The organism is Vreelandella janggokensis (assembly GCF_031451615.1).
Classification (GTDB): domain Bacteria; phylum Pseudomonadota; class Gammaproteobacteria; order Pseudomonadales; family Halomonadaceae; genus Vreelandella; species Vreelandella janggokensis.
Genome location: NZ_JARWAJ010000001.1, coordinates 937,169 through 960,869 on the forward strand (window position 1 = coordinate 937,169; position 23,701 = coordinate 960,869).

26 protein-coding genes are annotated in these 23,701 nt (G+C 57.7%); 15 read left to right on the plus strand and 11 right to left on the minus strand.

Annotated elements, in window-relative coordinates:
- Positions 1-8 precede the first annotated feature (8 nt).
- Genes mreC through tldD form a run of 6 tightly spaced genes read left to right on the plus strand, consistent with a single transcriptional unit; the run spans position 9 to position 8,886 of the window.
- Positions 9-953, plus strand: coding sequence for a rod shape-determining protein MreC (mreC, locus tag QC816_RS04230; RefSeq protein WP_309781130.1), 945 nt, complete (start codon positions 9-11; stop codon positions 951-953).
- On the plus strand, positions 953-1,438 hold the full coding sequence (mreD, locus tag QC816_RS04235) for a rod shape-determining protein MreD (protein ID WP_085917972.1): 486 nt from the start codon (positions 953-955) through the stop codon (positions 1,436-1,438). The genes mreC and mreD overlap by 1 nt, the downstream gene beginning before the upstream one ends.
- A 39-nt stretch (positions 1,439-1,477) precedes the next feature.
- Positions 1,478-2,077: a Maf family protein gene (locus QC816_RS04240; RefSeq protein ID WP_085917973.1), complete on the plus strand. Its 600-nt coding sequence runs from the start codon at positions 1,478-1,480 to the stop codon at positions 2,075-2,077.
- Between the two features lie 18 nt (positions 2,078-2,095).
- Positions 2,096-3,559: a ribonuclease G gene (gene rng, locus QC816_RS04245; protein WP_085917974.1), complete on the plus strand. Its 1,464-nt coding sequence runs from the start codon at positions 2,096-2,098 to the stop codon at positions 3,557-3,559.
- A gap of 3 nt (positions 3,560-3,562) precedes the next feature.
- Entirely contained in the window at positions 3,563-7,438 is a 3,876-nt protein-coding gene (locus QC816_RS04250; protein WP_309781134.1) for a YhdP family phospholipid transporter, read from the plus strand.
- The gene (gene tldD, locus QC816_RS04255) at positions 7,435-8,886 is read left to right on the plus strand and encodes a metalloprotease TldD (RefSeq protein WP_085917976.1); all 1,452 of its coding nucleotides are present in this window, start codon (positions 7,435-7,437) and stop codon (positions 8,884-8,886) included. The genes QC816_RS04250 and tldD overlap by 4 nt, the downstream gene beginning before the upstream one ends.
- Positions 8,887-8,890: 4 nt before the next feature.
- On the opposite strand, the gene yjgA is transcribed toward tldD, so the two are convergent.
- Positions 8,891-9,409: a ribosome biogenesis factor YjgA gene (gene yjgA / locus QC816_RS04260; RefSeq protein WP_085917977.1), complete on the minus strand. Its 519-nt coding sequence runs from the start codon at positions 9,407-9,409 to the stop codon at positions 8,891-8,893.
- A gap of 95 nt (positions 9,410-9,504) precedes the next feature.
- On the opposite strand from yjgA, the gene pmbA reads away from it, so the two are divergent.
- Positions 9,505-10,845, plus strand: coding sequence for a metalloprotease PmbA (gene pmbA / locus QC816_RS04265; RefSeq protein WP_085917978.1), 1,341 nt, complete (start codon positions 9,505-9,507; stop codon positions 10,843-10,845).
- 21 nt (positions 10,846-10,866) lie between these two features.
- On the opposite strand, the gene QC816_RS04270 is transcribed toward pmbA, so the two are convergent.
- From QC816_RS04270 to QC816_RS04315, 10 genes are all read right to left on the minus strand, one after another.
- Positions 10,867-11,136 (minus strand): HPr family phosphocarrier protein, encoded by a 270-nt coding sequence (locus QC816_RS04270; RefSeq protein WP_085917979.1) that lies wholly within the window; start codon positions 11,134-11,136, stop codon positions 10,867-10,869.
- Positions 11,137-11,192: 56 nt separating this feature from the next.
- Entirely contained in the window at positions 11,193-12,074 is an 882-nt protein-coding gene (rapZ, locus tag QC816_RS04275) for an RNase adapter RapZ (protein WP_085917980.1), read from the minus strand.
- Positions 12,075-12,150: 76 nt separating this feature from the next.
- A complete protein-coding gene (locus tag QC816_RS04280; RefSeq protein ID WP_085917981.1) occupies positions 12,151-12,624 on the minus strand; it encodes a PTS sugar transporter subunit IIA in 474 nt (157 codons plus the stop codon).
- Between the two features lie 4 nt (positions 12,625-12,628).
- Entirely contained in the window at positions 12,629-12,937 is a 309-nt protein-coding gene (gene hpf, locus QC816_RS04285; RefSeq protein WP_009721972.1) for a ribosome hibernation-promoting factor, HPF/YfiA family, read from the minus strand.
- Positions 12,938-13,023: 86 nt separating this feature from the next.
- The gene (locus QC816_RS04290) at positions 13,024-14,445 is read right to left on the minus strand and encodes an RNA polymerase factor sigma-54 (RefSeq protein WP_309781144.1); all 1,422 of its coding nucleotides are present in this window, start codon (positions 14,443-14,445) and stop codon (positions 13,024-13,026) included.
- A 104-nt stretch (positions 14,446-14,549) separates the two neighbouring features.
- A complete protein-coding gene (gene lptB, locus QC816_RS04295) occupies positions 14,550-15,299 on the minus strand; it encodes an LPS export ABC transporter ATP-binding protein (protein ID WP_199283473.1) in 750 nt (249 codons plus the stop codon).
- A gap of 10 nt (positions 15,300-15,309) precedes the next feature.
- Positions 15,310-15,804 (minus strand): lipopolysaccharide transport periplasmic protein LptA, encoded by a 495-nt coding sequence (gene lptA, locus QC816_RS04300; protein ID WP_199283472.1) that lies wholly within the window; start codon positions 15,802-15,804, stop codon positions 15,310-15,312.
- 3 nt (positions 15,805-15,807) lie between these two features.
- Positions 15,808-16,386, minus strand: coding sequence for an LPS export ABC transporter periplasmic protein LptC (lptC, locus tag QC816_RS04305; RefSeq protein ID WP_085917985.1), 579 nt, complete (start codon positions 16,384-16,386; stop codon positions 15,808-15,810).
- 6 nt (positions 16,387-16,392) lie between these two features.
- Positions 16,393-16,929 (minus strand): KdsC family phosphatase, encoded by a 537-nt coding sequence (locus QC816_RS04310; protein ID WP_085917986.1) that lies wholly within the window; start codon positions 16,927-16,929, stop codon positions 16,393-16,395.
- 21 nt (positions 16,930-16,950) lie between these two features.
- Positions 16,951-17,934 (minus strand): KpsF/GutQ family sugar-phosphate isomerase, encoded by a 984-nt coding sequence (locus tag QC816_RS04315; protein ID WP_199283471.1) that lies wholly within the window; start codon positions 17,932-17,934, stop codon positions 16,951-16,953.
- 262 nt (positions 17,935-18,196) lie between these two features.
- Between QC816_RS04315 and QC816_RS04320 the strand changes: the two genes are divergently transcribed.
- The 8 genes from QC816_RS04320 to hisG all read left to right on the plus strand — a co-directional run bounded on the left by QC816_RS04320 (position 18,197) and on the right by hisG (position 23,699).
- Positions 18,197-19,018 (plus strand): ABC transporter ATP-binding protein, encoded by an 822-nt coding sequence (locus QC816_RS04320; protein WP_199283470.1) that lies wholly within the window; start codon positions 18,197-18,199, stop codon positions 19,016-19,018.
- A complete protein-coding gene (mlaE, locus tag QC816_RS04325; RefSeq protein ID WP_139839351.1) occupies positions 19,018-19,818 on the plus strand; it encodes a lipid asymmetry maintenance ABC transporter permease subunit MlaE in 801 nt (266 codons plus the stop codon). Before QC816_RS04320 ends, mlaE begins: the two co-directional genes overlap by 1 nt.
- 17 nt (positions 19,819-19,835) lie before the next feature.
- Positions 19,836-20,300 carry an outer membrane lipid asymmetry maintenance protein MlaD gene (gene mlaD / locus QC816_RS04330; protein WP_085917988.1) on the plus strand — a complete coding sequence of 155 codons (465 nt, stop codon included), beginning with the start codon at positions 19,836-19,838 and terminating at the stop codon, positions 20,298-20,300.
- A 159-nt stretch (positions 20,301-20,459) separates the two neighbouring features.
- A complete protein-coding gene (locus QC816_RS04335; protein ID WP_422823556.1) occupies positions 20,460-21,056 on the plus strand; it encodes an MlaC/ttg2D family ABC transporter substrate-binding protein in 597 nt (198 codons plus the stop codon).
- Entirely contained in the window at positions 21,053-21,391 is a 339-nt protein-coding gene (locus QC816_RS04340; RefSeq protein WP_085917990.1) for an STAS domain-containing protein, read from the plus strand. The genes QC816_RS04335 and QC816_RS04340 overlap by 4 nt, the downstream gene beginning before the upstream one ends.
- A gap of 98 nt (positions 21,392-21,489) precedes the next feature.
- Positions 21,490-21,741: a BolA family protein gene (locus QC816_RS04345; protein ID WP_085917991.1), complete on the plus strand. Its 252-nt coding sequence runs from the start codon at positions 21,490-21,492 to the stop codon at positions 21,739-21,741.
- A 10-nt stretch (positions 21,742-21,751) separates the two neighbouring features.
- Positions 21,752-23,014, plus strand: coding sequence for a UDP-N-acetylglucosamine 1-carboxyvinyltransferase (murA, locus tag QC816_RS04350; RefSeq protein WP_085917992.1), 1,263 nt, complete (start codon positions 21,752-21,754; stop codon positions 23,012-23,014).
- 28 nt (positions 23,015-23,042) lie between these two features.
- Positions 23,043-23,699, plus strand: coding sequence for an ATP phosphoribosyltransferase (hisG, locus tag QC816_RS04355; protein ID WP_309781148.1), 657 nt, complete (start codon positions 23,043-23,045; stop codon positions 23,697-23,699).
- Positions 23,700-23,701: the final 2 nt, after the last annotated feature.

Below are 23,701 nucleotides of genomic sequence, written 5' to 3' on the forward strand. Positions count from 1 at the left end.
CGGGGGATTTGCCTATTAAACCGCTGTTTTCGCATGGTCCTTTACCGGGATATCGGCTATTTTTCTGCGTGCTGATTGCCAGTGCGTTGATGTTTGCCGACCAGCGTTTTACGCGTATGGAAAACGTGCGCGCCCAGATGTCAGTGGTGGTAGCCCCCATCCAGTGGGTGGTGGGCGTTCCCAGCCGACTTCTGGATTGGGGGTCGTTGGCGTTTTCAGACCAGCAAGCGCTCGTTGATGAGAATCAGCGCCTGCGTGAGCAAATTCTGACGCTGTCCCACCGTGGGCAGCAAATGGCAAACCTCACCAAGGAAAATGCTGAATTACGCCGTTTGCTAGGCGCTGCCCAGCAGCGCGATATCCCCTTTATGACCGCGGAACTTCTGTCTCTCGACAATGACCCCTTCAGTCATCAGATGGTGGTGGATCGCGGGCATCGCCATGGTGCCTATGTGGGCCAGCCGGTCATTGATGCCACGGGGCTGGTCGGTCAGGTAACCGCCGTTTCGACCTACTCCAGTCGTGTGCTGCTGGTCGCCGATGCCAGTCATGCCCTGCCGGTGCAAGTCAATCGCAATGGTTTGCGCTTCATTGTCCAGGGCACGGGACGCTATGGTCGCGTGAATGTGTTGCATGTGCCCAACACAGCGGATATCCGCGAAGGCGATTTGTTGACAACGTCGGGTTTGGCAGGGCGGTTTCCGCCTGGCTACCCCGTTGCCAGGGTCACCAAGGTTGCGCATGACCCTGGACAACCGTTTGCTCAGGTTACCGCAGAGCCCACGGCTCAGTTGAAACGCTCGCGCTATTTTCTGTTGCTTTCCCCACCGCCCCAAAAACTGCCTGATGAGCAATATTGGGATGACTCTCTGCGAGTCTCGGTCGACGCGTTACGCAGTGCTCACCAGGTGGCAAGCCCTGACGATGAATCATCTTCCCAGGAGGTGCCCTGATGCCCCGCGTTCCGGTAACGCCTTTGGTGGTGGTGTGGTTGACCTTGCTGATGGCGCTGTGTCTGCAGGTGATGCCGCTGGGTGATGAGTGGCAGGTGTTCCGACCCGAGTGGCTGGGCTTGATGATGATTTATTGGTGTATGCGCGAGCCCGATCAAGTGGGGGTGTTCCACGGCTTTGTGCTAGGTATTCTGCTGGATTTGATCGAGGGAACCCCTCTGGGTCATCACGCCATCATGTTCTCTTTGCTGGCGTTTCTGTGCGCACTTGTCTATGCCCGTTTTCGTGCCTACTCACTGCTCCAGCAGGCGTTGCTGGTGCTGGTGCTGCTGGGGCTCGTCCAGCTGGTCGACCAGTGGTTGCGCAGCTTGGTGGGAGATTTCTCTATTCATCTGGCGTTTTTAACCTCGTCGGTGGTCAGCGCCGCGTTGTGGCCTTGGCTTGCGACGATGTTTTCCGCCCTGCAGCGCCGCCTTGCCCGCTAACAACAGGTAAGGCGGTCTGAAAATCGACGTGGAGCTGATATGGCGTTGGAATCAGAGCCGGTGTTGTGCTTGGCATCCGCATCGCCACGACGCCGCGCGCTGCTCGCATCGATCGGCGTGGCGGTGCAGGTGCAGCCCTGCGACATCGATGAAACACCGTTAGCCAATGAGTCCGCTGAGGGCTATGTGGAACGCTTGGCAAAGGCCAAGGCGCAAGCGGCGGCAGCCCTGACGCCACTACCCACATTAGGCGCCGACACGGCGGTGGTCGTGGATGGGCGGATCCTAGGCAAGCCCGAGAGTCAGCAGCATGCCGCCTGGATGTTACGCCAGCTCTCGGGGCGCGAGCACCAGGTGCTGACCGGTGTCGCTGTCACCGGCCCCCAAGGCGTGTTGACGTGTGGTGTGACCACCCGCGTGACGCTGCGTGACATCAGTGAAGTAGAAATAGCGGCCTACTGGCAAACGACTGAGCCAGAGGACAAGGCCGGCGGTTATGCGATACAGGGGTTGGCGTCGGTGTTTGTAGCCGGGATTGAAGGCAGTCACTCGGCAGTGGTGGGGTTGCCGCTTTTTGAAACAGCGTGCTTGCTGCGTCGTCAGGGGGTACCGTTATGGGATGGATATTTACCCGCGTAAACCCACAAGGATTTTTGCATGAGCGGTGAGGTTCTGATTAATTTGACGCCGATGGAGACCCGCGTGGCGCTGGTCGAAAACGGCGTGTTGCAAGAGGCGCTCATCGAGCGTTCCCGTCGGCGCGGCATCGTCGGCAATATCTACAAAGGCAAGGTGGTACGAGTGCTGCCTGGAATGCAGGCTGCCTTTGTCGATATTGGCCTCGAACGTGCCGCCTTTATCCATGCCCAGGAAGTGATGGCCCCTGGTACCTCCGTTGACGAGCAGCAGACCATTGGCCAACTGCTGCATGAAGGCCAGGCGTTGGTCGTGCAGGTCACCAAGGACCCGATCGGCAGTAAAGGGGCGCGGTTGACCACGCATCTTTCGGTTCCCTCGCGCTATCTGGTCTACATGCCCGATTCGCCCCACCACGGTGTTTCCCAGCGCATTGAAGACGAGCGTGAGCGTGAGCGTTTAAAGGCATTACTGGATAACAGCATCGGCGAGCAAACGCTGGATGTAAACGGCGGCTTTATCGTGCGTACCGCGGCTGAAGGGGTGGGCGATGAAGAGCTTATCGGCGATATGCATTTTTTGCTGCGGCTATGGCGCAAGGTCAGCGAGCGTAAAATTTCGGCGGCGCCCGCAACGGTCATATATGATGACCTGCCCCTGTTCATGCGCACCTTACGCGATGTGATGCGAGATGATATCGAAAAAATCCGCATCGATTCCCGTGAAAATTTTGTCAGGCTGGTGGAGTTTGCCGAGGAGTTCATGCCCGACGCTGTGGACCGTATTGAGTATTATCCTGGCGAGCGACCCATTTTTGACCTGTACAGCGTCGAAGACGAGATTCAGAAAGCACTTGGCCGTAGAGTGCAGTTGAAGTCGGGTGGCTATTTGGTGATTGACCCTACCGAGGCAATGACCACCATCGATGTCAACACCGGTGCTTATGTAGGGCACCGCAATCTGGAAGAAACCATCTTCAAGACCAATCTGGAGGCGGCAACATCGATCGCCCGGCAGTTACGCCTGCGCAATCTGGGCGGCATCATCATTATCGACTTTATCGATATGGAAGATGTCGAACACCAGCGACAGGTGCTGCGCGTGCTGGAAAAGGCGCTGGAACGTGACCATGCGAAGACAAAATGCACCGGTGTCACCGAGCTTGGCCTGGTGCAACTGACCCGTAAGCGTACCCGGGAAAGTCTTGAACAAACACTGTGCGAAGCATGCCCTACCTGCAGTGGTAGAGGCACTCTCAAAACCCCCGAGACCGTGTGCTACGAGATTTTCCGCGAGATTCTTCGTGAAGAGCGCGCTTACAGTGCCGAGATGTATATGGTGTTGGCTTCCCAACCGGTGGTTGATCGTTTATTGGACGAAGAGTCAGCTGCCGTTGCGGACTTGGAAGGATTTATAAATAAGACGATACGCTTTCAGGTGGAACAGCACTATTCTCAAGAGCAGTACGATATTGTGTTGATGTGATCCATGACGATTCGTCCAGTGGTGCGTATTGCGTTGAGAATCGCAGCGTGGTGGCTTGGTGCGCTGGCGGTTATGCTGCTGTTAGTGCGCTTGGCGATGAGTCAGGCGGATGCACTGACGCCCCGCGTTGAAGCATTTCTGGAGTCCCAGCTTGGCGTTCCGGTTCACATTGAGCAGCTGACGCTCGCCCTTCAGCGTAATGATATCGAACTCATGGTGGGCGATGTCAGCGCCCAGACCCCCAATGGCTATCGCCTGTTCAAGCTGGCCCAAGCAACGCTTCGATTGGATGTCTGGGCATCGCTCAAGGCGCGCGCGCCTATTTTCAATGAGGCTGATATTCGTGGCACTGAATTCCACCTTTATCGTCTCTTCAGTGATAGATGGGAGTGGCCAGCTCCTGCCAAACTGCCTGTGATGGAAGCCCAGCCTGATATCAATTTAACCGCGCTGGATCGCTGGACGGGTATTCTGCTCCGCCAACGGCTGAGCGTGGAAGATACGCGCCTGGTGCTGCACGGTGAGGATAATACGGTCGATTTACATGCGCCGACACTATTGCTGGGGGGGGATGAAGAGCACACTCAGTTTGAAGGCAGTATTAATATTATTGATCAGATGGAAGGTGAGCCTTCAAGGCCATTGCCGGTGGCGTTTCTGCAGGCGGAGGTTTCTCCGGGGGAGGACGGCTATCGAGACTTCTCGGCGGCGTTGAGCGTAGATGTTCAACTTGACAATCTGGCTCTCCTGGCGGATGTCATACGTCCCGAGTATGTCCCCAAGATTACCCAGGCGGGGGGGGATGCGCGTCTTTGGGGGCAGTGGTACAAAGGCCAGCTGGACCGGGCGCGTGTGGGCGTTGATATACCCCAGTTGATACTGAGCCACGATGTACAACGCGCCATATTGCGAAATGTAGAAGCCTTGGGCCAGTGGCAACGCAATGGCAATGGTGGCGAAGCCTGGCTAAGTGGTGATGCGGAAAATGTCGAGTGGGCACAGCCCGCGGGCGTCAGTGAGGGCCCCGCGCTGCCCCGGCATTGGTACCTGACGCACCAGCCCAATGATTGGGAAATGCGCACCAGCCCCTTTGAGCTGGCGTCACTTGCCGCATGGCGCGACTATGTACTGATGCCGGAGTCGGTGACCCGCGTATTACAAACGCTCGCTCCGCGTGGTCAGGTGCAAGGATTCCGTATTGGTCAGAAGAACGGTGAGTGGGGCGTTGATGCGGCCATCAGCAACCTCGAAGTGTTGCCCTGGGAGCAGGCACCCGGAGGTGGTCCCTTGGATGCCTGGGTACAGGCGCGTGATTTCAGGGGGCGCGTTCAGTTTGCCAACCAACGCGAAAGCACTCTTTACTTTCCAGAACTCTTTGATGCCCCCATGCAGTTACAGCATGCCACAGGGCAGGTGGAGTGGGTTTACGATGGCCCTCGGGCATTGGTCAGCGGGCGGGATATCGCCCTCGACTGGGATGGCGCACGCGTCACCGGAGGTTTTGGACTAGTCACCGATGCTGATCGTGGGCATTTCGGCCTGGATATTGATTTTCAGGATGTCGATGCCCTTGATAGCCCGCTCGCGCAGTGGGTGCCAATGAAGGCACTAGAGCCGGAATTGCGCGAATGGCTGAGTAACGATGTGGGGGGCTATGTCACCCAGGGCGCATTAAAGCTCAGCCAGCCTTTCGGCGATGACGTTGGCGACGATGCGTTAACGTCCACCCTGGAACTGACACTACGCGATGGACACTTGCCTATGGCCCCTGGCTGGCCGCAGATTGAGGATTTGGCCGGTCGCTTGAAGTGGCAAAATGGCCGCCTGTTGGCTGAGGTGGAGCGTGGGCAAACACAAGGCGTAGTGCTTAGCGATGGTGCCGTTCGGTTACAGGACGATGTGCTGAACTTGTCAGGCCAGTGGCAGGCAAGCGGGCAAAACGCGCTGGCGTTCTTGTCGGCGATGCCCGATATCGATACCCCTGACATCAACGCCCTGGAGCTCCAGGGCGATATTGATGGAGACGTGGCACTTGCCTTGTCGCTGGAAAAGGAAGGCGATCTAACTCTGGAAGTCAACGCCGAACCCAGAAGCATGCAGGTAGGCTATGGTGCCCTTGCCGAGCGCATCGAGGCATTGCAGGGCCAGATTAGCTGGCAGCAACAAGGCAAGCAAAGCGCACTGGTTGGCCAATTGAATGGGCAACTATTGGATGGCGTGATTCAGGCGGCGATTGATACCCGGGAAGACAGCGTGGCGCTTCAGGGCAACGCATCGGCTCGCGGGTTGCTGGGGTTGGCAGGGCTTAGCCCTGAAGCGGCGAGGTCGCTTGTCGAAGGTCGGTCATCCTGGCAGGGGCAACTGGTCCTATCGCCCACGCCCAAGTTGGTGTTGGAAAGTGATTGGCAAGGCATGGCCGTCAAGCTGCCCGCTCCCTTTGCCAAGAGTGCCCAACAGGCATGGCCCTGGACACTAACGGCGGACCTTGAGCCGTTACGTATTCAGAGCCGCCTAGCCGATATCGCCGATTTACATATCCAGTCTACCGTCGGCGAGCTTGCTGGCAGCGTACGCCTGGGTGAAGCTTCTCGTCGTACGTCGGGCTGGCGGCAAACGCCTGGCTGGCAGCTGGCTGCCGAGGTTGAACGGCTGGACATCGCCGCCTGGCAAAGGGCGTTATCCCCCCTTGTTCGGGGCAGCGACGCGGCAGACGCTGGCGATACGTCAATGTCAACACTCCCGCCGCTTTCGCTGAATATCGCCACGTCCTGCGTGGTCTATAAGCAGGCTTGCCTGGGAGGTGGTACCGCTGAGGGCAGCCTGCGTGACAGCAAGGTGTCGCTGATGGTCGACAGCGATGTGGTGAGGGGGCAGGTTGAGTACCGCCCAGCTGGGCCGAGGCCCTTGGATATCGCGCTCACTCAGCTCTCCCTGGACCCCATTGTGGAGGCGGCGACGAGGGATGGTCGGGAGCAGACAACGGCGCCTATGCCGACTTCCTGGACCGAATCCGTTCAGACAACGACACCTGAAGCATCGACTCCAATGGCTTTGCCCGAATGGCTGGCGGATGTTCCTGATGGCCGTTTGCGTCTGTCCGAGATGTTGCTCGACGGCAAGCGAATGGGCCCTTTAACGGCGTTCTGGCATGCCGATGGTAACGGCTTTTCGCTGGAGCCCGTCGGCTTGACGCTGGGGCAGCTCACCGCCGCCGGTTCGCTGCATTGGGAAGGGGGGAGCGCCACCAGTCGGACGCGTACGGACGTGTCGATCAAGGGTGGCAATATTGCCACCGCGCTTGAACGTCTTGATCAGCCGGTGGCCATGCGCAGCCGCAGTACCCGGGTGGATGCCGCGCTTGCCTGGCCCGGCGCCCCATGGCAGTTGGATCTCGCCAAGGCAGGAGGGGAGATGACCACCGACATCCGCGATGGTCGTTTTCTTACCCTGGAATCGGCACCGGCACGCCTGGTAGGGCTGCTAAACTTCGACAATATCTTGCGGCGTTTGCGGCTGGATTTTTCCGACGTAACAGGTCAAGGCACGGCGTTTGATCGTGTCCACGGCGCTGCCGACATCGCCAATGGTCAGCTCATGCTGCGGGGGCCATTGCAAATAGAGGCGCCTGCCGCCACGTTATCGCTTAGTGGAGACGTTGATTTGGTGAACCGTGAACTTGATCAACGCCTTGGCGTCGCATTACCGGTAAGCCAAAGCTTACCAATGGCGGCGCTCGCTATCGGAGCGCCCGTGGTAGGCGGCGCGTTGTTCCTGGCCGACCAACTATTCGGCGACGCCTTGGATCAGGTGACCACAATTTATTACCGTGTGGAGGGGCCATGGGCCTCGCCGCAAGTGACTTTAGAAGGTTCTCGATGACCGCAGACACTAACGACTTACAAACCGCCGTTTCGATTTTGCTCACCCCGGGCGGACTGGATATTGACGCCTTGGACAGCGGCCTGGGTTACGCCATGGGCGCCGGGGTCGACTATGCTGACCTTTATTTTCAGCGCTCCTGGGAAGAGGGCTGGGTACTGGAAGATGGAGAGGTTAAAGAGGCAAGCTACAACATCGATGGCGGCGTCGGCGTACGCGCGCTGGCTGGCGAGAAAACCGGCTTTGCCTATTCCAACCAGATCACCGCCGATGCGTTGATGGATACCGGACGAACGGCAGCCGGTATCGTGCGCAGTGGCAAGCAATTGACCGGACAGGCGGTCAAGCCGGTGACGGCTGCGTCCTACTATGCTGGCATCGACCCGCTGGCCGGGCTGAGCGCTGACGAAAAAGTCGCCATGCTGAAAGATGCTGACCGTATTGCCCGTGCGGCCGACCCCAGCGTCACTCAAGTGAGCGCGTCGCTCTCCGGCACCTACGAAGTGGTGCTGGTACGGGCCAGTGACGGCACGCTAGCGACGGATATTCGTCCATTGGTGCGCTTCAATGTCAGTGTGATTGCCGTCAAGAACGGCCGTCGCGAACGCGGCAGTGCCGGTGGGGGCGGGCGTTATTCAATGTCGCGGCTGCGCGATGAGCAGGTCTCGGAGCGCTACGCCAAAGAGGCCGTGCGTCAGGCGCTGGTCAACCTTGAGGCGGTCGATGCCCCCGCCGGGCAAATGCCGGTGGTCTTGGGGGCCGGGTGGCCGGGTATTTTACTTCACGAAGCCGTCGGTCATGGCCTGGAGGGAGATTTCAATCGTAAGGGAAGTTCGGCGTTTGCCGGGCGGATGGGCCAGCGTGTGGCCTCAAAAGGCGTTACCGTGGTGGATGATGCCACGTTACGCGATGGGCGTGGTTCGCTCAGCGTCGACGATGAGGGCACGCCAGGGCAGTACACCTCGTTGATCGAAGACGGCGTGCTGACTGGCTATATGCAAGACAAGCTCAATGCTCGTCTGATGGGTATGGCGCCCACTGGCAACGCCAGGCGCGAGTCGTTTGCCCATTTGCCGATGCCGCGAATGACCAACACCGTCATGCTCGCGGGGCATGACGAGCCAGACGACATCATCAAGAGCGTCAAGCGGGGTATTTACGCCGTGAGCTTTGGTGGCGGCCAGGTCGATATCACCTCAGGTAAATTCGTGTTCTCCGCCAGCGAAGCCTATTTAATTGAAGATGGCCGCGTGACAGCGCCGGTTAAAGGCGCGACGCTGATCGGAAATGGCCCTGACGCCATGAGCCGTGTCTCGATGATCGGCCATGACATGGCGCTGGATACCGGCATTGGTGTTTGCGGCAAAGAAGGCCAGGGCGTGCCGGTGGGGGTTGGTCAGCCGACGTTGAAAGTTGACGAGCTGACCGTCGGCGGCACGCAGTCTTAAAAAATTACAGCTCAGCGGTATTGCGTAAAAACTTGAAAAGCTTGCGAGCACTGGTGGGTGGCTTGTCCTGATCACGCTCGCGTCTGGCGTTGCGAATCAACTGGCGAAGGGTTTGAAGGTCGGTGTCCGGGTGCTCGTTGAGCCACTGCTCAGCGGCCGGGTCCCCTTCATCAATTAGCCGGTCACGCCATTTTTCAAGTCGATGAAACGCATGGTCGCGCTGCTGCTTTTCTTGTTCGATGTTGTCGAACACGGCCTGAATGGCGGCAAGGTCTTCCTTGCGAATTAATTTGCCGACGTACTGCATATGCCGACGGCGCCCTTCATGGGAACGAATGCGAGCGGTTTCGTCGATGGCACGCAGCATGTCATCGGATAGCGGGAAACGCGCCCGCTCGGCGGGTTGCATGGCAATCAGTGTTTCCCCCAATGCCTGAAGCGCATGCATTTCGCGCTTCAACTGGGACTTGCTGGGGCGCTCTGCCATGCCGTCGTCTAGGGGCTCGGGGCGTTGTTTTGGCATCGTAGGTTCTCATCAACAGAATTCGTGGTCTTATTATATCAGGCTGCGATGCTCAATATTGATCTACCGACCATGTCGGTGGTTAAGGAGATTGTATGGCACAAGCGTTCGACGCATCTGCCCAGCAGGCACTGCTCACTCTTCGCGCTGAAAGCGCGCTGGCAATGGCCAAACGGATGGGGGCAGATGCCGCTGAAGTGGGCGCAAGTGTTGATCAGGGAATTGGCGTCAGTGTCCGCCAGGGCGAAGTGGAAACCGTTGAGCTTTCCCGTGACCAGGGGATTGCCATCACCGTATATGTGGGGCAGCGCAAGGGTAGCGCATCATCCACTGATGCCAGCGAGGCCTCGCTTCAGGCAACCGTCGAAAAGGCCCTGGGGATTGCCCGCTATACGGGGGAGGACCCGTCGGCAGGTCTTGCTGATGCGGCGCTCATGGCGACCGATATCCCGGATCTGAAAGTCCATCACCCCTGGGCGTTAACCACTGACCAGGCGATCGAGCTGGCCTTGGCCTGTGAGCAGGCAGGACGGGACGTAACGGGGATTACCCAGTCGGACGGGGCATCGTTGTCCAGCGGTGAAGGCGTGCGGGTGTACGCCAACAGCCATGGCTTCATCGGTACCCAAAAAGGTAGCCGACATTCGCTTTCCTGCATGTTGATTGCCGAAGACGAGCAAGGCATGCAGCGCGACATGGACTATACCTCGGCACGTGATCCTGGGCAGTTAACCGACCCGGCGACGGTAGGCCGCGAAGCGGCGAGACGTACGTTGCGTCGGCTGGGGGCCAAACGGCCGCCTACCGGTACGTATCCGGTGTTGTTCGATCCAAGTCTGGCCAGTGGTCTGGTGGGCCATCTGATGGGCGCGCTGGCAGGCGGTGCGCTATACCGTCAGGCCTCATTTCTGTGTGATCGACTCGATACCGCGCTGTTTCCCGATTGGTTCAGCCTGGAAGAACGACCCATGGAAATCGGCGCGACGGCGAGCTCACCCTTCGACGGAGAAGGTGTTCAAACGCGCAACAACCGCTTTATCGAAAACGGCCAGATTGCAAGCTATATGTTGTCCTCCTACAGCGCACGGCGTTTGGGAATGAGTACCACGGGTAATGCTGGCGGCGCGCGCAATTTGCGCATTACCGCGCCGTTATCCAGCCCGGCAGCCCTGTTCGAGCAAATGGGCACTGGTGTCTGGGTGACTGAGCTGATGGGGCAGGGAATCAATGGCGTGACCGGCGATTATTCCCGTGGTGCGGCCGGTTTCTGGGTCGAGAAAGGCGTGGTTCAATACCCGATCGAGGAGTTCACCATTGCGGGCAACCTGGAGCGTATGTTCGGAGGCCTGGTAGGCGTGGGAGATGATATCGACCGCCGGGGTAGCATCCATTCCGGTAGCTGGTTGATTGATGGCATGACCATCGCCGGTAACTAACCAAGCGTTGAAGGCAGGGCTTTACTTGTCTTCGTCAAAGCGGGCGTCGAACAGCGATTGAATGGCATCCAACGCCTGTTCGGCGTCATCGCCTTCTGCCTTGATGCATAGCTCCGTGCCACAGGGCGCCGCTAGCATCAGCAGTGCCATGATATTGGCGGCATCGGCTTCCTGTTGCTGTTTGCAAATGCGTACGTTGGCGTCAAATTGCTGACTGCACTGAACAAGCTTCGTGGCGGCCCGCGCGTGAAGACCGCGTTGGTTAGTGAGGGTAAGTCTACGTTCTGGCACCCTGGTTCCTTTTGGCTATGAGGGTCTTCGCGATAGCGGGTCAATGTGGCTCGAACTTAAAGCGGCGCGTTAACCGTGTACTGCAAGCCTAGCTCGCGGTGGCGTAATTTTACTTCGCCCTGTTGGCTGGCGATGCGTTGCGCCAGTTGTTCAGCCATATACACGGAGCGATGCTGACCGCCGGTACAGCCGATCGCAATGGTCATGTAGCTGCGCTGGCTATGCTGGTAGGCGGGCAGCCAGCGTTCAAGCCATGCCTGAATATCGCTGGTCATGTCATCGACCAGTGGGTAGCTGGATAAAAACGCAATGATGTCGGCATCGCGGCCAGTGGAGCCTCGTAGCACAGGGTCCCAGTAGGGGTTTGGCAGGCAACGGACATCAAAGACAATATCGGCATCCAGCGGAACGCCGCGCTTATAGCCGAAGGACTCGAAGGTCAGCGTTAGCTCATCGCGTCGCTGATGGGCGACCTGGTCGGTGATGCGCCGACGAAGGTCATGGACTGAAAGCCGCGTTGTGTCGATGGTCAAATCGGCCAGATCGCGTATCTCGTGCAGCGTTTGCTCTTCTTTGTCGATGGCTTCTTCTAGCGTGAGACTGCTGTTGCGCGTGAGCGGATGCCGCCTGCGAGTGGCTGAATAGCGCTCCAGTAAAATACGTGCGTCGGTGGTGAGATACACGATCTGGCACTTGATGGTCCGCTGTCGAAGCTCCTTGAGCAGTTCTGGAAGTTTGGCAAGTGCGCCTGGCAGATTGCGTGCATCAATGCTGACAGCCAAGTGGGAGCGATCACCCTGATCACGCAACTCATCCACCAGCGAGTCCAATAGCATGGCGGGCAGGTTATCAATGGCGTAATAACCCAGATCTTCCAGCGCCTGTAAGGCTATCGATTTGCCTGACCCCGATCGGCCACTAATAATGACGAGTTGCATGAAGGCTCTCTTGCTTGCGGTCAAGCGACTTGGATAAACGCCCCTTGGTCAGGACGGTTCATTACGTGCCGACCTATTAAAGGCTGGCCGCCTGGTCGCGTATCTTGGCGGAGATGAGGTCCAGCAATTCACGTTGACTACCCGACTTACGGAGCTGCTGGCGCGTGTCGGCATCATTCATGATGGAAGCAACTTGTCCCAGCAGTGCGAGATGGGTGTCGTCGGCTTCTTCAGGCACGAGAAGAACAAACACCAGGTCAACCGGGTCGCCATCAATGGCGTCAAAGTCGACCGCTTCATTGAGTTTGAGAAAGCCGGCGATAGGTGAATCACAGTGTGGGCTTCGAGCATGGGGAATCGCCACGCCGTTGCCAATCCCCGTACTGCCGAGGCGTTCACGACCAATCAAACGGCTGAACACTTCCTGGCTGTCGAGGCTGGGAATGTTTTGTGCGATAAAGGTGCTGAAAAACTCCAGCACCCGTTTTTTGCTGCCCCCGGGCACATCGTAGAGAACGCGTTCCGGGGGGAGGATTGTGGCCAACGTCATTGAATTAACGCACACCTGCGCCCTGGGCGCGGGCTTGTGCTTTTTCCTTATGCTTAACGAGCTGTCGATCAATCTTGTCCGCCAGGGCGTCGATGGCGGCGTACATGTCATTATCGAGGGCCTCGGCATGCAAGTCAGCTCCTGCCGCGTGGAGTGTGCAGGCGGCCTGTTGACGCTCTTTTTCGACCGAGAGCGTTACCTGCACGGTGGTGATGTTGTCGTAATGGCGCTCAACGCGTTCCAGCTTTTCGTTGACATAGTCACGCAAGGCGTCAGTCAGATCTACATGATGACCGGTGATATTGACTTGCATTGACGTACTCCTTATCCGTCGGACTGTCCTTCGATTGTAACCCTTTTTGGCGTTAAGCAAAGCCCTTGTGTTGAGTTTCCGTTTGCTTAACGTAAGCGACGCCGTTCGCTGGACGAAGGGATGCCCATGCCTTCGCGGTATTTGGCAACCGTGCGACGTGCTACGTGGATGCCGGCTTCCTCCAGCAGGGTGACCAGACGGCTATCTGACAAAGGTTTGCCGGGGGGTTCTTCCTGAATCAGTTTTTTGAGTCGAGCGCGTATGGCCGTGCTGGAGTGGCTGTCGCCGTCCTGGCCACTGATCTGGCTGGAAAAGAAGTATTTAAGCTCGAAAATTCCCCGCGGTGTATGGATGAACTTCTGGGTGGTGACGCGAGAGATGGTCGACTCATGCATCTCTACCGCATCGGCAATATCGGCCAGTATAAGCGGTTTCATGGCCTCTTCGCCGTGTTCGAGAAAGCCGATCTGGCGAGTGATGATTTCGCGGCCGACGCGTAACAGGGTGTCGTTGCGGCTGGAGAGGCTTTTGATCAGCCAGCGGGCTTCCTGCAAGTGATCCTTGAGGAACTGGTTATCATGACTCTTGTCGGCGCGCTTGATCAGGCTAGCGTAGTCGGGTTGAATCCTGAGCTTGGGTAAGGCCTCTGGGTTGAGTTCGAGGTGCCAGCCTTCGTTATCGTGGCGAACCACCAGGTCGGGAATCACGTAGCTATCGTCAGTGGCGCTGTAAACGCTGCCGGGGCGCGGGTCCAGGCTTCTGATCAGTTGGATGACGTCATCGAGTTGCACATCGTCCAGGCCGAGTCTTCGCTTGAGGAGGCGCTGATCATTTTTACCCAGCGCTTCAAGGAACTGGCGAACCAGACGCCGCGCAGGAATCAGCAGCGGTGTGTCACCGGGTAGTGCGGCGAGCTGAAGCATCAGGCATTCGCGAAGATCGCGGGCGAAGATGCCGGTGGGCTCGAACTGTTGCAGTCGCAGTAGAATGGTTTCAACCTCGCGCTGGCTGAGGCCTTCCACGCCCTGGTCTCGCAGTCCTTCGCGGATATCGGCAAGGGGCTGGGTGAGATAGCCGTTAGCATCCAGTGCGTCAATCAGGCTCTCGGCCACCAACTGTTCACGTTGGCTCAAATCGGTCATGGCGAGTTGCCAGAGGAGGTGGCCATGCAGCGTTTGCCCGGTGGCCTGGCGCTCGAAGTCAGGCCCCTCGCTACTTGTGCTGCCACTGCCCATCGTATCCTGATAGGTATCTGACCAGTCGCTATCGACGGATAGCTCCTTGGGAATGCTATCTGCCCACTCGCTTGCTTCCGGCTCGCTGTCAGCTTGCTCGCTTTCGCTGAACTCATCTTCCTGCTCGAGCATGGGGTTGGCGTCAAGCGCTTGCTGGATTTCTTGGCGTAAATCGAGCGTTGATAGCTGTAGCAGGGCAATTGCCTGCTGCAGCTGGGGTGTCATGGTGAGCTGAGTGCCGATCCGCAGTTGAAGAGAAGCTTTCATGACCATCTGAGAACCACTCGTTTATCGGAAAGCATCCACCCTAGTGCGAGTTGTGTTTGGGTGCAAGTGCAATAAGTATGCCATCGGCAATAAATATGCCATTGATGGCTTTAGAGACGGAAATCAGCACCTAGGTAAACGTCACGCACCTCCTGATTGTCAAGAATGGCGGCCGGCGAACCGCTGGCGATAATATGCCCGTCGCCGACGATATACGCCACATCGCAAATATCCAGCGTTTCACGCACGTTATGATCGGTAATCAATACGCCAATACCTCGCTCCTTCAAGGCGCGGATGATCGACTTGATATCGCCCACGGAGATGGGGTCTACACCTGCAAAAGGCTCATCAAGCAGGATGAACGCAGGCTCTGTCGCGAGGGACCGGGCGATCTCGACGCGGCGCCGTTCGCCTCCGGAAAGGCTCATGCCCATATTGTCGCGGATGTGGGTAATATGGAACTCTTCCAGGAGTGTTTCCAGGCGTGCTTCGCGTCCGGCTCGATCCAGGTCGTGACGGGTTTGTAAAATGGCCATGATGTTGTCGGCGACGGAGAGTTTGCGAAAGATCGACGCCTCCTGGGGCAAATAGCCAATGCCTGCCTTGGCACGCTCGTGCATGGGTGCTCGGGAAAGGTCCAGGCTATCAATCCCGACGCTGCCTGCATCTGCCTTGACCAGGCCGACAATCATGTAGAATGAAGTGGTTTTACCGGCGCCGTTGGGGCCGAGCAAACCGACGATGCTGCCTTGTGAGATATCCAGGTTGATGTCTTTTACGACGCGTCGGCGCTTGTAGCTTTTCGCCAAATGGCGGGCGTATAGCGTTTGTGTTGCGCTGTTGTCGGCAACTGCCATCAGGCTCTCCTTATCCCTCGGGTTGCAGCGTCATGCGGATGCGCTGCGACTCTTGATTGTCGACGTCGGAGCGCGCCTTGACGAACTCGCGGTCGATAAAGTATTCCAGCCGCCCCCCGGTGAAGCGGTCGCCTTGCTGGATGATTTCCGCCTGGTCAATCAACTCGACGCGTCGCTCGGCGACATGGTAGATCACCCTTCGACCCCAGCCTTCCATCGGGCCATCCTGGTCTTCGGGTTGCCGCCGCAAATAGGCCCGTTCGCCCAGCGCCGTGGCCCGCGAGAGCTCGCCTTCCTCATTTCGCTGGATTTCCACTTCGTCGCCTCTTATCAGCATGTTGCCTTGGCGAACTTCGACGTCGCCGGTGTAGACCGCTGTACCGGCGCGCTGATCCAGGTCGAGCTGGTCGGCGACGACTTCAACCGGTTGCTGGTGATTATCTGCGGTTGCGTAAAAAGGCACTAGGCAGGCAGCAGCCATCGCCGTGTAGATAAACGCTTTCATGTTTCATTCCTGTCCGGGTTGCGTCTCCGGAGGGTGGTGGCCTTGAACGTTACCTTCGAGGCGCACCTCCTCCTCGTTGAGCCATGCATCCATTCGCTGTGCTGTCATGCGCTGGGGCGGTTGCTGGAGCAGCACATGAGTATTACTCCACGCATGGGCGGTTTTCCCCTCATAGTGCAGAACGTCCGTGTCGAGCTGCCAGCCTTCATCAGGGGCGATCAATCTTGCATTGCCCGAAAGCGTCAGCTCCTGGGAACGGGTATTCAGCGTACCTATCTCTGACGTGGCGTTCCAGATTCGTCGCTCGCTGTCATAAAGCGTGGCGTGCGGCGTTTCGGCGAGTGTTGAGGCGGATTGGGGGGTATGTACCAGACGAGGCGTGGTTAACCCCTGCTGAATATTCCCCTGTTCATCAAACAGTGTAAGCTCGGCATTGTGAAGGACATGACCTGGCTCCTCGGCTCGGGCTTCCGGGTCTGTCGGGACAGTCTGTGGGCCACCTGGGTCCAGCCATACCAGAAAGCCACCCAGAGCCAGCACTATCAGGGCCAGTCCCAGGCGCGTGCGCAGTGTCTTCAGCATAGTGCCTCAGCCGTGTAGATAAGTATCGACGACGGCACCCCAGTGGCCCTGAGCATCGAGTAACGTATCGCAGACTTCGCGGACAGCGCCGTGTCCCCCCAGGCGTTCGGTGACCCAGTCAGCGTGGGTGTGCATGTAGTCAGGGGCGTTGGGTACCGTGATGCCAACCCCCGAACGCTTGATGCTGGCCAGGTCGGGAAGGTCGTCACCGCAATAGGCAACCTGAGACAAGTCAAGCTCCAGGCGTTGGCACAGGCCGCGGAGGACGGCCAGTTTATCTTCGCAGCCTTGATAGACGTGGGGGATGCCCAGAGCGGCGGCACGTTGGCTGACCATGGGGGAGTCGCGGCCGGTGATCAAGGCCACTGAGATGCCCGCACGTTTCAACAACTTGAGTCCATGGCCGTCCTGGGTGTGGAAGGCTTTTATTTCGACACCGTCGGCTTGAAAGTAGAGGCGACCATCGGTAAGCACACCATCGACATCAAGGGCAAATAAGCGAATGCGACGTAGTCGGTCGAGTAGGTCAGCAGAAAGGGTCATTAGGACTCCGGTCGATTTAGGTTAAATAACGCCGCTGGCAAGCAGGTCATGCATATGCAGCGCGCCTATCGGGCGCTGGTGTTCGTCCACTACGGCCAGCGCGGTAATGCGGTTGTCTTCCATGATACGAACGGCTTCCGCCGCGAGAAGGTCGGGAGATATACGCTTGCCAGGCCGGGTCATGACGTCATCTACCTGTACGTCACGCAGGTCGTGAAAGTTATCCAGGGTGCGGCGCAGATCGCCATCCGTATATACGCCGACTAACAGGCCGTCGGGGTCTACCACGCAGGTGAATCCCAGCCCTTGTCGGGTGATTTCCAGTAACGCATCGCGCAGGGGGCTGCCCAGGGCGACCTGAGGTAAACGTTCGCCTTGATGCATAAGATCACGAACGCGAAGCAGGAGGCGGCGGCCCAGGCTGCCGCCAGGATGCGACAGGGCAAAATCTTCTGCGGTAAAGCCGCGTGCTTCAAGTAGGGCAACAGCGAGAGCGTCGCCCAGGGCTAATGCCGCTGTGGTAGAACTTGTCGGCGCTAGATCCAGTGGGCAGGCTTCCCGATCGACACTGCTGTTCAAATGAGCATCCGCATGCTGGGCAAGTGTAGAGGTCGGGCGTCCTGTCATGCTGATCAGTGGCGTACCCAGGCGCTTCAGCAGCGGCAGCAGAGCCGTTACCTCAGCAGTTTCTCCTGAGTTCGAGAGCGCGATCACGACATCGCAGCGGGTAATCATGCCCAGGTCACCATGACTGGCTTCACCAGGGTGAACAAAAAACGCCGGCGAGCCAGTACTGGCCAGTGTGGCCGCGATTTTGCCGGCAATATGGCCTGACTTTCCCATGCCGGTCACCACAACGCGTCCCTGGCAAGCCAGAATCAGCTCGCAGGCATGGTCGAAATGCGCATCCAGTTTGCCGACCAAGCCTGCGATGGCGGCCTGCTCAATGTCTAGCGTGCGCAATGCGCTTTGGCGAAAGGGTGTGGTCGCAGTTGTCGCTGGCATGGGTAATCGCGTGGCTCGTTAAAAATGACAATTAAAACGTAAGAGTAACATTGACCGAGTGGACTTTGCCCCATCGTTTTGTCGTGAGGATAAGCGATGCTCGCTTGTCATCGTCTGCTAGGGTTAGAATACGTTGTTCGATAATGGTTTTTTAACGTGGTTTTTTAAATACAGTTTTTTTAACACGGATTTTTTATCACTGTTTCCTAATTGCTGCGTGAAGCGAGCAATGGTGCAAGTCAACGCGAGAGTCGATGGTTCCATGAGCGATGTGCCTTTTATTGAAGTCGAGAACCTGCATTTTTCTCGGGGTGATAACGAGATTTTCCGCGGGGTGAACATGACCATCCCGCGCGGTAAAGTGACGGCGATCATGGGCCCCAGCGGGACTGGCAAAACGACCCTGTTAAAGCTCATCGGCGGACAGCTGACCCCCGACAAGGGCCGCGTGCTGATCGACGGGGATGACGTGCATCGGCTTTCGCGCAAGGCACTATTTACGCTACGTAAGCGCATGGGCATGCTGTTTCAAAGTGGGGCGCTGTTTTCCGATCTGGATGTGTATGAAAATGTGGCATTTCCATTGCGGGTTCATACGGACCTGCCCGATGCCATGATCCGTGACCTGGTGTTGCTCAAGCTTCAGGCAGTCGGTCTGCGCGGTGCCCGCCATCTCACGCCAGCCGAGCTTTCGGGGGGCATGGCCAGACGCGTTGCGCTGGCGCGGGCCGTGGCGCTGGATCCGGAACTGATCCTCTACGACGAGCCGTTTGTGGGGCAGGATCCTATTTCCATGGGCGTGCTTGTCCAACTGATAAAGCGGCTGAATCAGGCGCTAAACCTGACGTCAGTGGTGGTTTCCCACGATATCAAGGAGACCCTGACGATTGCTGATTATCTTTACTTTATTTCCGAGGGCCATGTGGTGGCACATGGAACGCCAGCGGATCTCGACGTCAACCAGGACGCACGGGTGAAGCAATTTATCCATGGTGAGCCCGATGGTCCCGTTCCTTTCCATTACCCAGCCGCTCAGTTTTACCAGGATATGCTGGGCGATACGGCGACCCGAGGAGGAGCCTGATGTCGATGAGAGGTGGGCAGGTCGCCACGCGTATTACCCGGTTAGGGCGGCGCAGCTGTGATGTAGTGGAATCGCTGGGCCGTGCCGGGGTGTTTCTTGCTCAGTCTGCGGTGGGGGTGCCATCAGCTGAAGGCTTCCGCCTGTGGGTGCGGCAGTTGCATTTTGTCGGTGTCCTGTCGCTGGCCATTGTGCTGGTATCCGGCCTGTTCATCGGTATGGTGCTGGCGCTTCAGGGCTACACCATTCTGATTGATTTTGGCGCCGAGGACGCCCTGGGTCAGATGGTGGCGCTTTCGCTGTTACGTGAATTGGCCCCGGTAGTCGCTGCTCTGTTATTTGCCGGTCGTGCTGGTTCGGCGCTGACCGCCGAGATCGGTTTGATGAAAGCCACCGAGCAGCTAACCAGCATGGAAATGATTGGCGTGGATCCGCTGAGAAGGGTGGTGGCGCCGCGTTTCTGGGCAGGTGTGGTGGCGCTGCCGATTCTCACTGTGGGGTTCAGCGTTGTCGGCATTTGGGGCGGCTACCTGGTCGGCGTCGAGTGGCTGGGGGTTTTTGAAGGGTCTTACTGGAGCAACATGCAGGCCAGCGTGGCGTTTATCAACGACATTGGCAACGGCATGATCAAAAGCATTGTGTTCGCCGTGGTGGTCACCTGGATAGCGGTTTTCCAGGGCTATGATCTGCTGCCTACCTCCGAAGGTATTTCCCGTGCGACAACGCGGACTGTTGTCTATTCGTCGCTTGCGGTACTGGGGCTTGATTTCATATTAACCGCCGTTATGTTTGGCGGCCTCTGATTAGCTGGAGCTGTTTCATGAAACGAAGTAGGACCATGGAGTTTGGCGTCGGCCTGTTTATCCTGGTGGGCATCCTGGGGTTGGTGTTTCTGGGGCTGCGGGTGAGTGGCTTGACCTTTTCGGGTGCGTCTAATACGTATCAACTGGAGGCTAACTTTTCCAACATTGGCGGCCTGAAGCCTCGTGCGCGGGTGTCCATGGCAGGTGTCACGGTGGGTCATGTCGAGTCGATCGAGCTGGATACCGAATGGTATGACGCCCGGGTAACGCTGAACCTGAGCAATGAGCTGGAAGGTCAGATTTCCCGGGATGCCACTGCCGCGATTCTGACGTCAGGGTTGCTCGGGGAACAGTACGTTGGCCTGAGCATGGGGGGCGACCCCGAGATGCTTGAGGAAGGCGATACGATACGCGATACCCAATCGGCTCTGGTGCTTGAAGAACTTATCCAGCAATTTATATCCAATATGGCAACTAACTGATCATTGTGATGAGGTGCCCTTGCCGTATTTGTTTGACTTGCTCGTGTTGAAACAGGTGACGGAGACATTGTTCGCCGTCAATAGGAGGATAAAAGGATGTCTGTAAAGAAAGGGTCGTTCGTCTCGGTGTTCACCTTTGCTGTCGCGCTTTTCGCGGCGATGGTGCCGCTCTCGGCAAGCGCTCAACCCGAGCCACCCGAAGAGATGATTCGCAGCAATATCAACGAATTCATGGCCCAGCTTGAAGGCCGTGAGGCGTACTACGAAGAAAATATCGATGAGCTGAAACAGCAAGTCGATGAGAGTCTTGAAGAAGTGGCGGACTTTCGCTACATCGGTGCCAGCGTGATGGGAAGTTATTTCCGTAATGCCTCGCCAGAGCAGCGCAGTCGTTTTGTCGACGTGTTTCGTCAAACGCTTATCGATACGTACACACGCGGATTGGTGACCTTTGACTACGATGACATTCGCGTTCTGGATGACCAGCGTCCTCAGCGTGAAGAAGACCGTGCCAGCGTGGCCATGGAAGTCGTCGCCACTAATGGTGATGTCTATCCGGTCAACTATAGTCTGCGGTTATCCGACGGCGAGTGGCGCGTCGTCAACGTCATTGTGAACGGCATCAATCTGGGGCTGACCTTCCGTAACCAGTTTGATCAGGCAATGCGTGACAATAACCGGGATTACGATGCGGTAATTGATAGCTGGGCGCCGGACGTGGGTGTCGACGAGCTCGAAGCAGGGGGCGATGCGTGACGGTGATTTTTACCGACCGCGATGTATCGCTGCACCAGCAGGCCGATGGCTTGAGTGTGCAGGGTGACGTGGATATTGCCTCTGCGGCAGCACTTGCTGCAGAGGGCGCGCGCTGGTTAGCCAGTCAAAAGCCCGAAACGGTCGCGTTTGATTTCAGTAAGGTGGCAACGCCGCGCAACGTCGCCTTGAGCGTCTTGCTCCAATGGTTGCGCACATGCCATGAGTATCGTATCAGGGTAACGTCTATTGCCCTGTCAGCGCCGCTCCAGCGGCTTGCCGAACTTGCCGAGCTGGACGCATTGATCCGGGCGCCCGGCGAGCAGTCTGTTGGCTGATTCGTGGGCGTCGCCAAAGCGCCAGCTTTTCTTTATGATGTTCTCCTCTTGATATCCATCTACCCACTTACAAACGTCCTTTAAGGAGTCTCTGTCCTATGCAACCCCAAGAGGTGAAAGCCCTGCTCGAATCGCGTGTCGACGGATGTCAGTTCCATATTCAGGGCGAAGGCTGTAATTTTCAGGTGATTGCAGTGGGTGATGCCTTTGAAGGATTATCGCCCGTGAAGCGCCAGCAATTGGTGTATTCAGCCTTGAGTGATGAGATTGCCTCGGGTGCCTTGCATGCCATCAGCATCAAGACCTACACCCCGTCACAGTGGCAAACCGCTGCTGAAAACGTGCAGTAACGGTTATCTCATGGATAAACTCATAATTACCGGCAATGGCTCGGTTGACGGCGAAGTTTGGGTCAGCGGCGCCAAAAACGCGGCATTGCCCATCCTTTGCGCTAGTCTTTTATCCAAGGGGCCTGTGGTGATCGGTAATTTGCCGCACCTGCAGGACATTACCACCACGTTGGAACTGCTTGGCCGTATGGGCGTCGAGCCGGTGATGGGGGATAACCTCACCATCCAACTGGACGGCTCCCAGGTCACTCACTGCCACGCGCCTTACGAGCTGGTAAAGAAAATGCGCGCCTCCATTCTGGTACTGGGGCCTCTGCTGGCACATTTTGGCCAAGCTGATGTGTCCTTGCCCGGTGGTTGTGCGATCGGTTCCCGCCCGGTGGACTTGCATATTCGTGGTCTCGAAGCCATGGGCGCCGAGATTCGCGTCGAAGCAGGGTATATTCGTGCGCGAGTGGATGGTCGCCTGAAAGGGGCGACGATTTATTTTGATACCGTGACGGTTACCGGCACCGAGAACCTGTTGATGGCCGCCACACTGGCGGATGGCGTCACCGTGCTTGAAAACGCCGCTCGTGAGCCTGAAGTGGTCGACCTGGCTGAGTGTCTGATCAAAATGGGCGCTCGGATCAGTGGACACGGCAGCGATACCATCACGATTGAAGGCGTGGCGTCGCTTGGGGGCTGCGTTCACGATGTCATGCCGGACCGTATCGAAACCGGTACCTTTCTTGTTGCGGCGGCCATGACCGGCGGTCGCGTGAAGGTAAAACGCACCCGGGCGGATATCCTTGAAGCCGTGCTCGCCAAGCTGGAAGAGGCGGGTGCCGAGATTTCTACCGGCGACGACTGGATTGCCCTGGACATGCACGGCAAGCGTCCCCGTGCCGTGAATATCCGCACGGCGCCGTACCCGGCCTTTCCTACCGACATGCAAGCCCAGTTCGTGGCCATGAACGCCGTGGCAGAAGGGGCATCAAGAGTTGTTGAAACGATTTTTGAAAACCGTTTCATGCACGTGCAGGAACTGAACCGCATGGGTGCGAATATCGTTCTGGAGGGCAATGCCGCCCTGATTAGCGGTGTTGACAAGCTCTCGGGTGCGCCGGTGATGGCGACGGATCTGCGCGCGTCCGCCTCGTTGGTGATTGCCGCCATGATGGCGGAGGGCGAAACCCTGGTCGATCGCATTTATCATATTGACCGTGGCTACGAATGTATCGAGGAAAAACTGCAGCTGCTGGGTGCGCGTATCCGCCGTATCCCAGGCTGAGCCCGGCCCCCAACCATTGGCAACCAAAATGAGTAAGCAACTGATCTTAGCCCTCTCAAAGGGCCGTATTCTAGAAGAGACGCTACCGCTGCTGGCCGATGCAGGCATCACGCCTACAGAGGATTTAAATAAAAGTCGTAAGCTGCTGTTCGATACCAACCTGCCCGATTTCAAATTCGTCGTGATCAGGGCAACGGACGTGCCGACCTACGTTCAGCTTGGGGCAGCCGATCTGGGGGTGGCCGGTAAGGATGTCCTTTTAGAGCACGGCGCCGAAGGGCTTTATGAGCCGCTTGATCTCGATATTGCACGCTGCAAGCTGATGACCGCCGGCGTTACCGGTGAGCCGCCGAAGCTGGCACGCCGTCGGGTGGCAACAAAGTTCGTCAATATCGCTCGGCGCTACTATGCCGAGCAAGGTATCCAGGCCGAGGTGATCAAGCTTTATGGTGCCATGGAGCTGGCGCCGTTGATGAACCTGGCCGATGAAATTGTCGATATCGTCGACACCGGTAATACCCTGCGCGCCAATGGTATGGAACCGCGTGAGCTGATTGCGCCGATCAGCACGCGCCTGGTGGCCAACAAGGCGGCCATGACCATGAAGCACGCGCGTATCAAGCCATTGCTGGCTCGACTGGAACGCGCCATTGCCGATCGCAAGACGATATCGTCCGCCGACTAAGT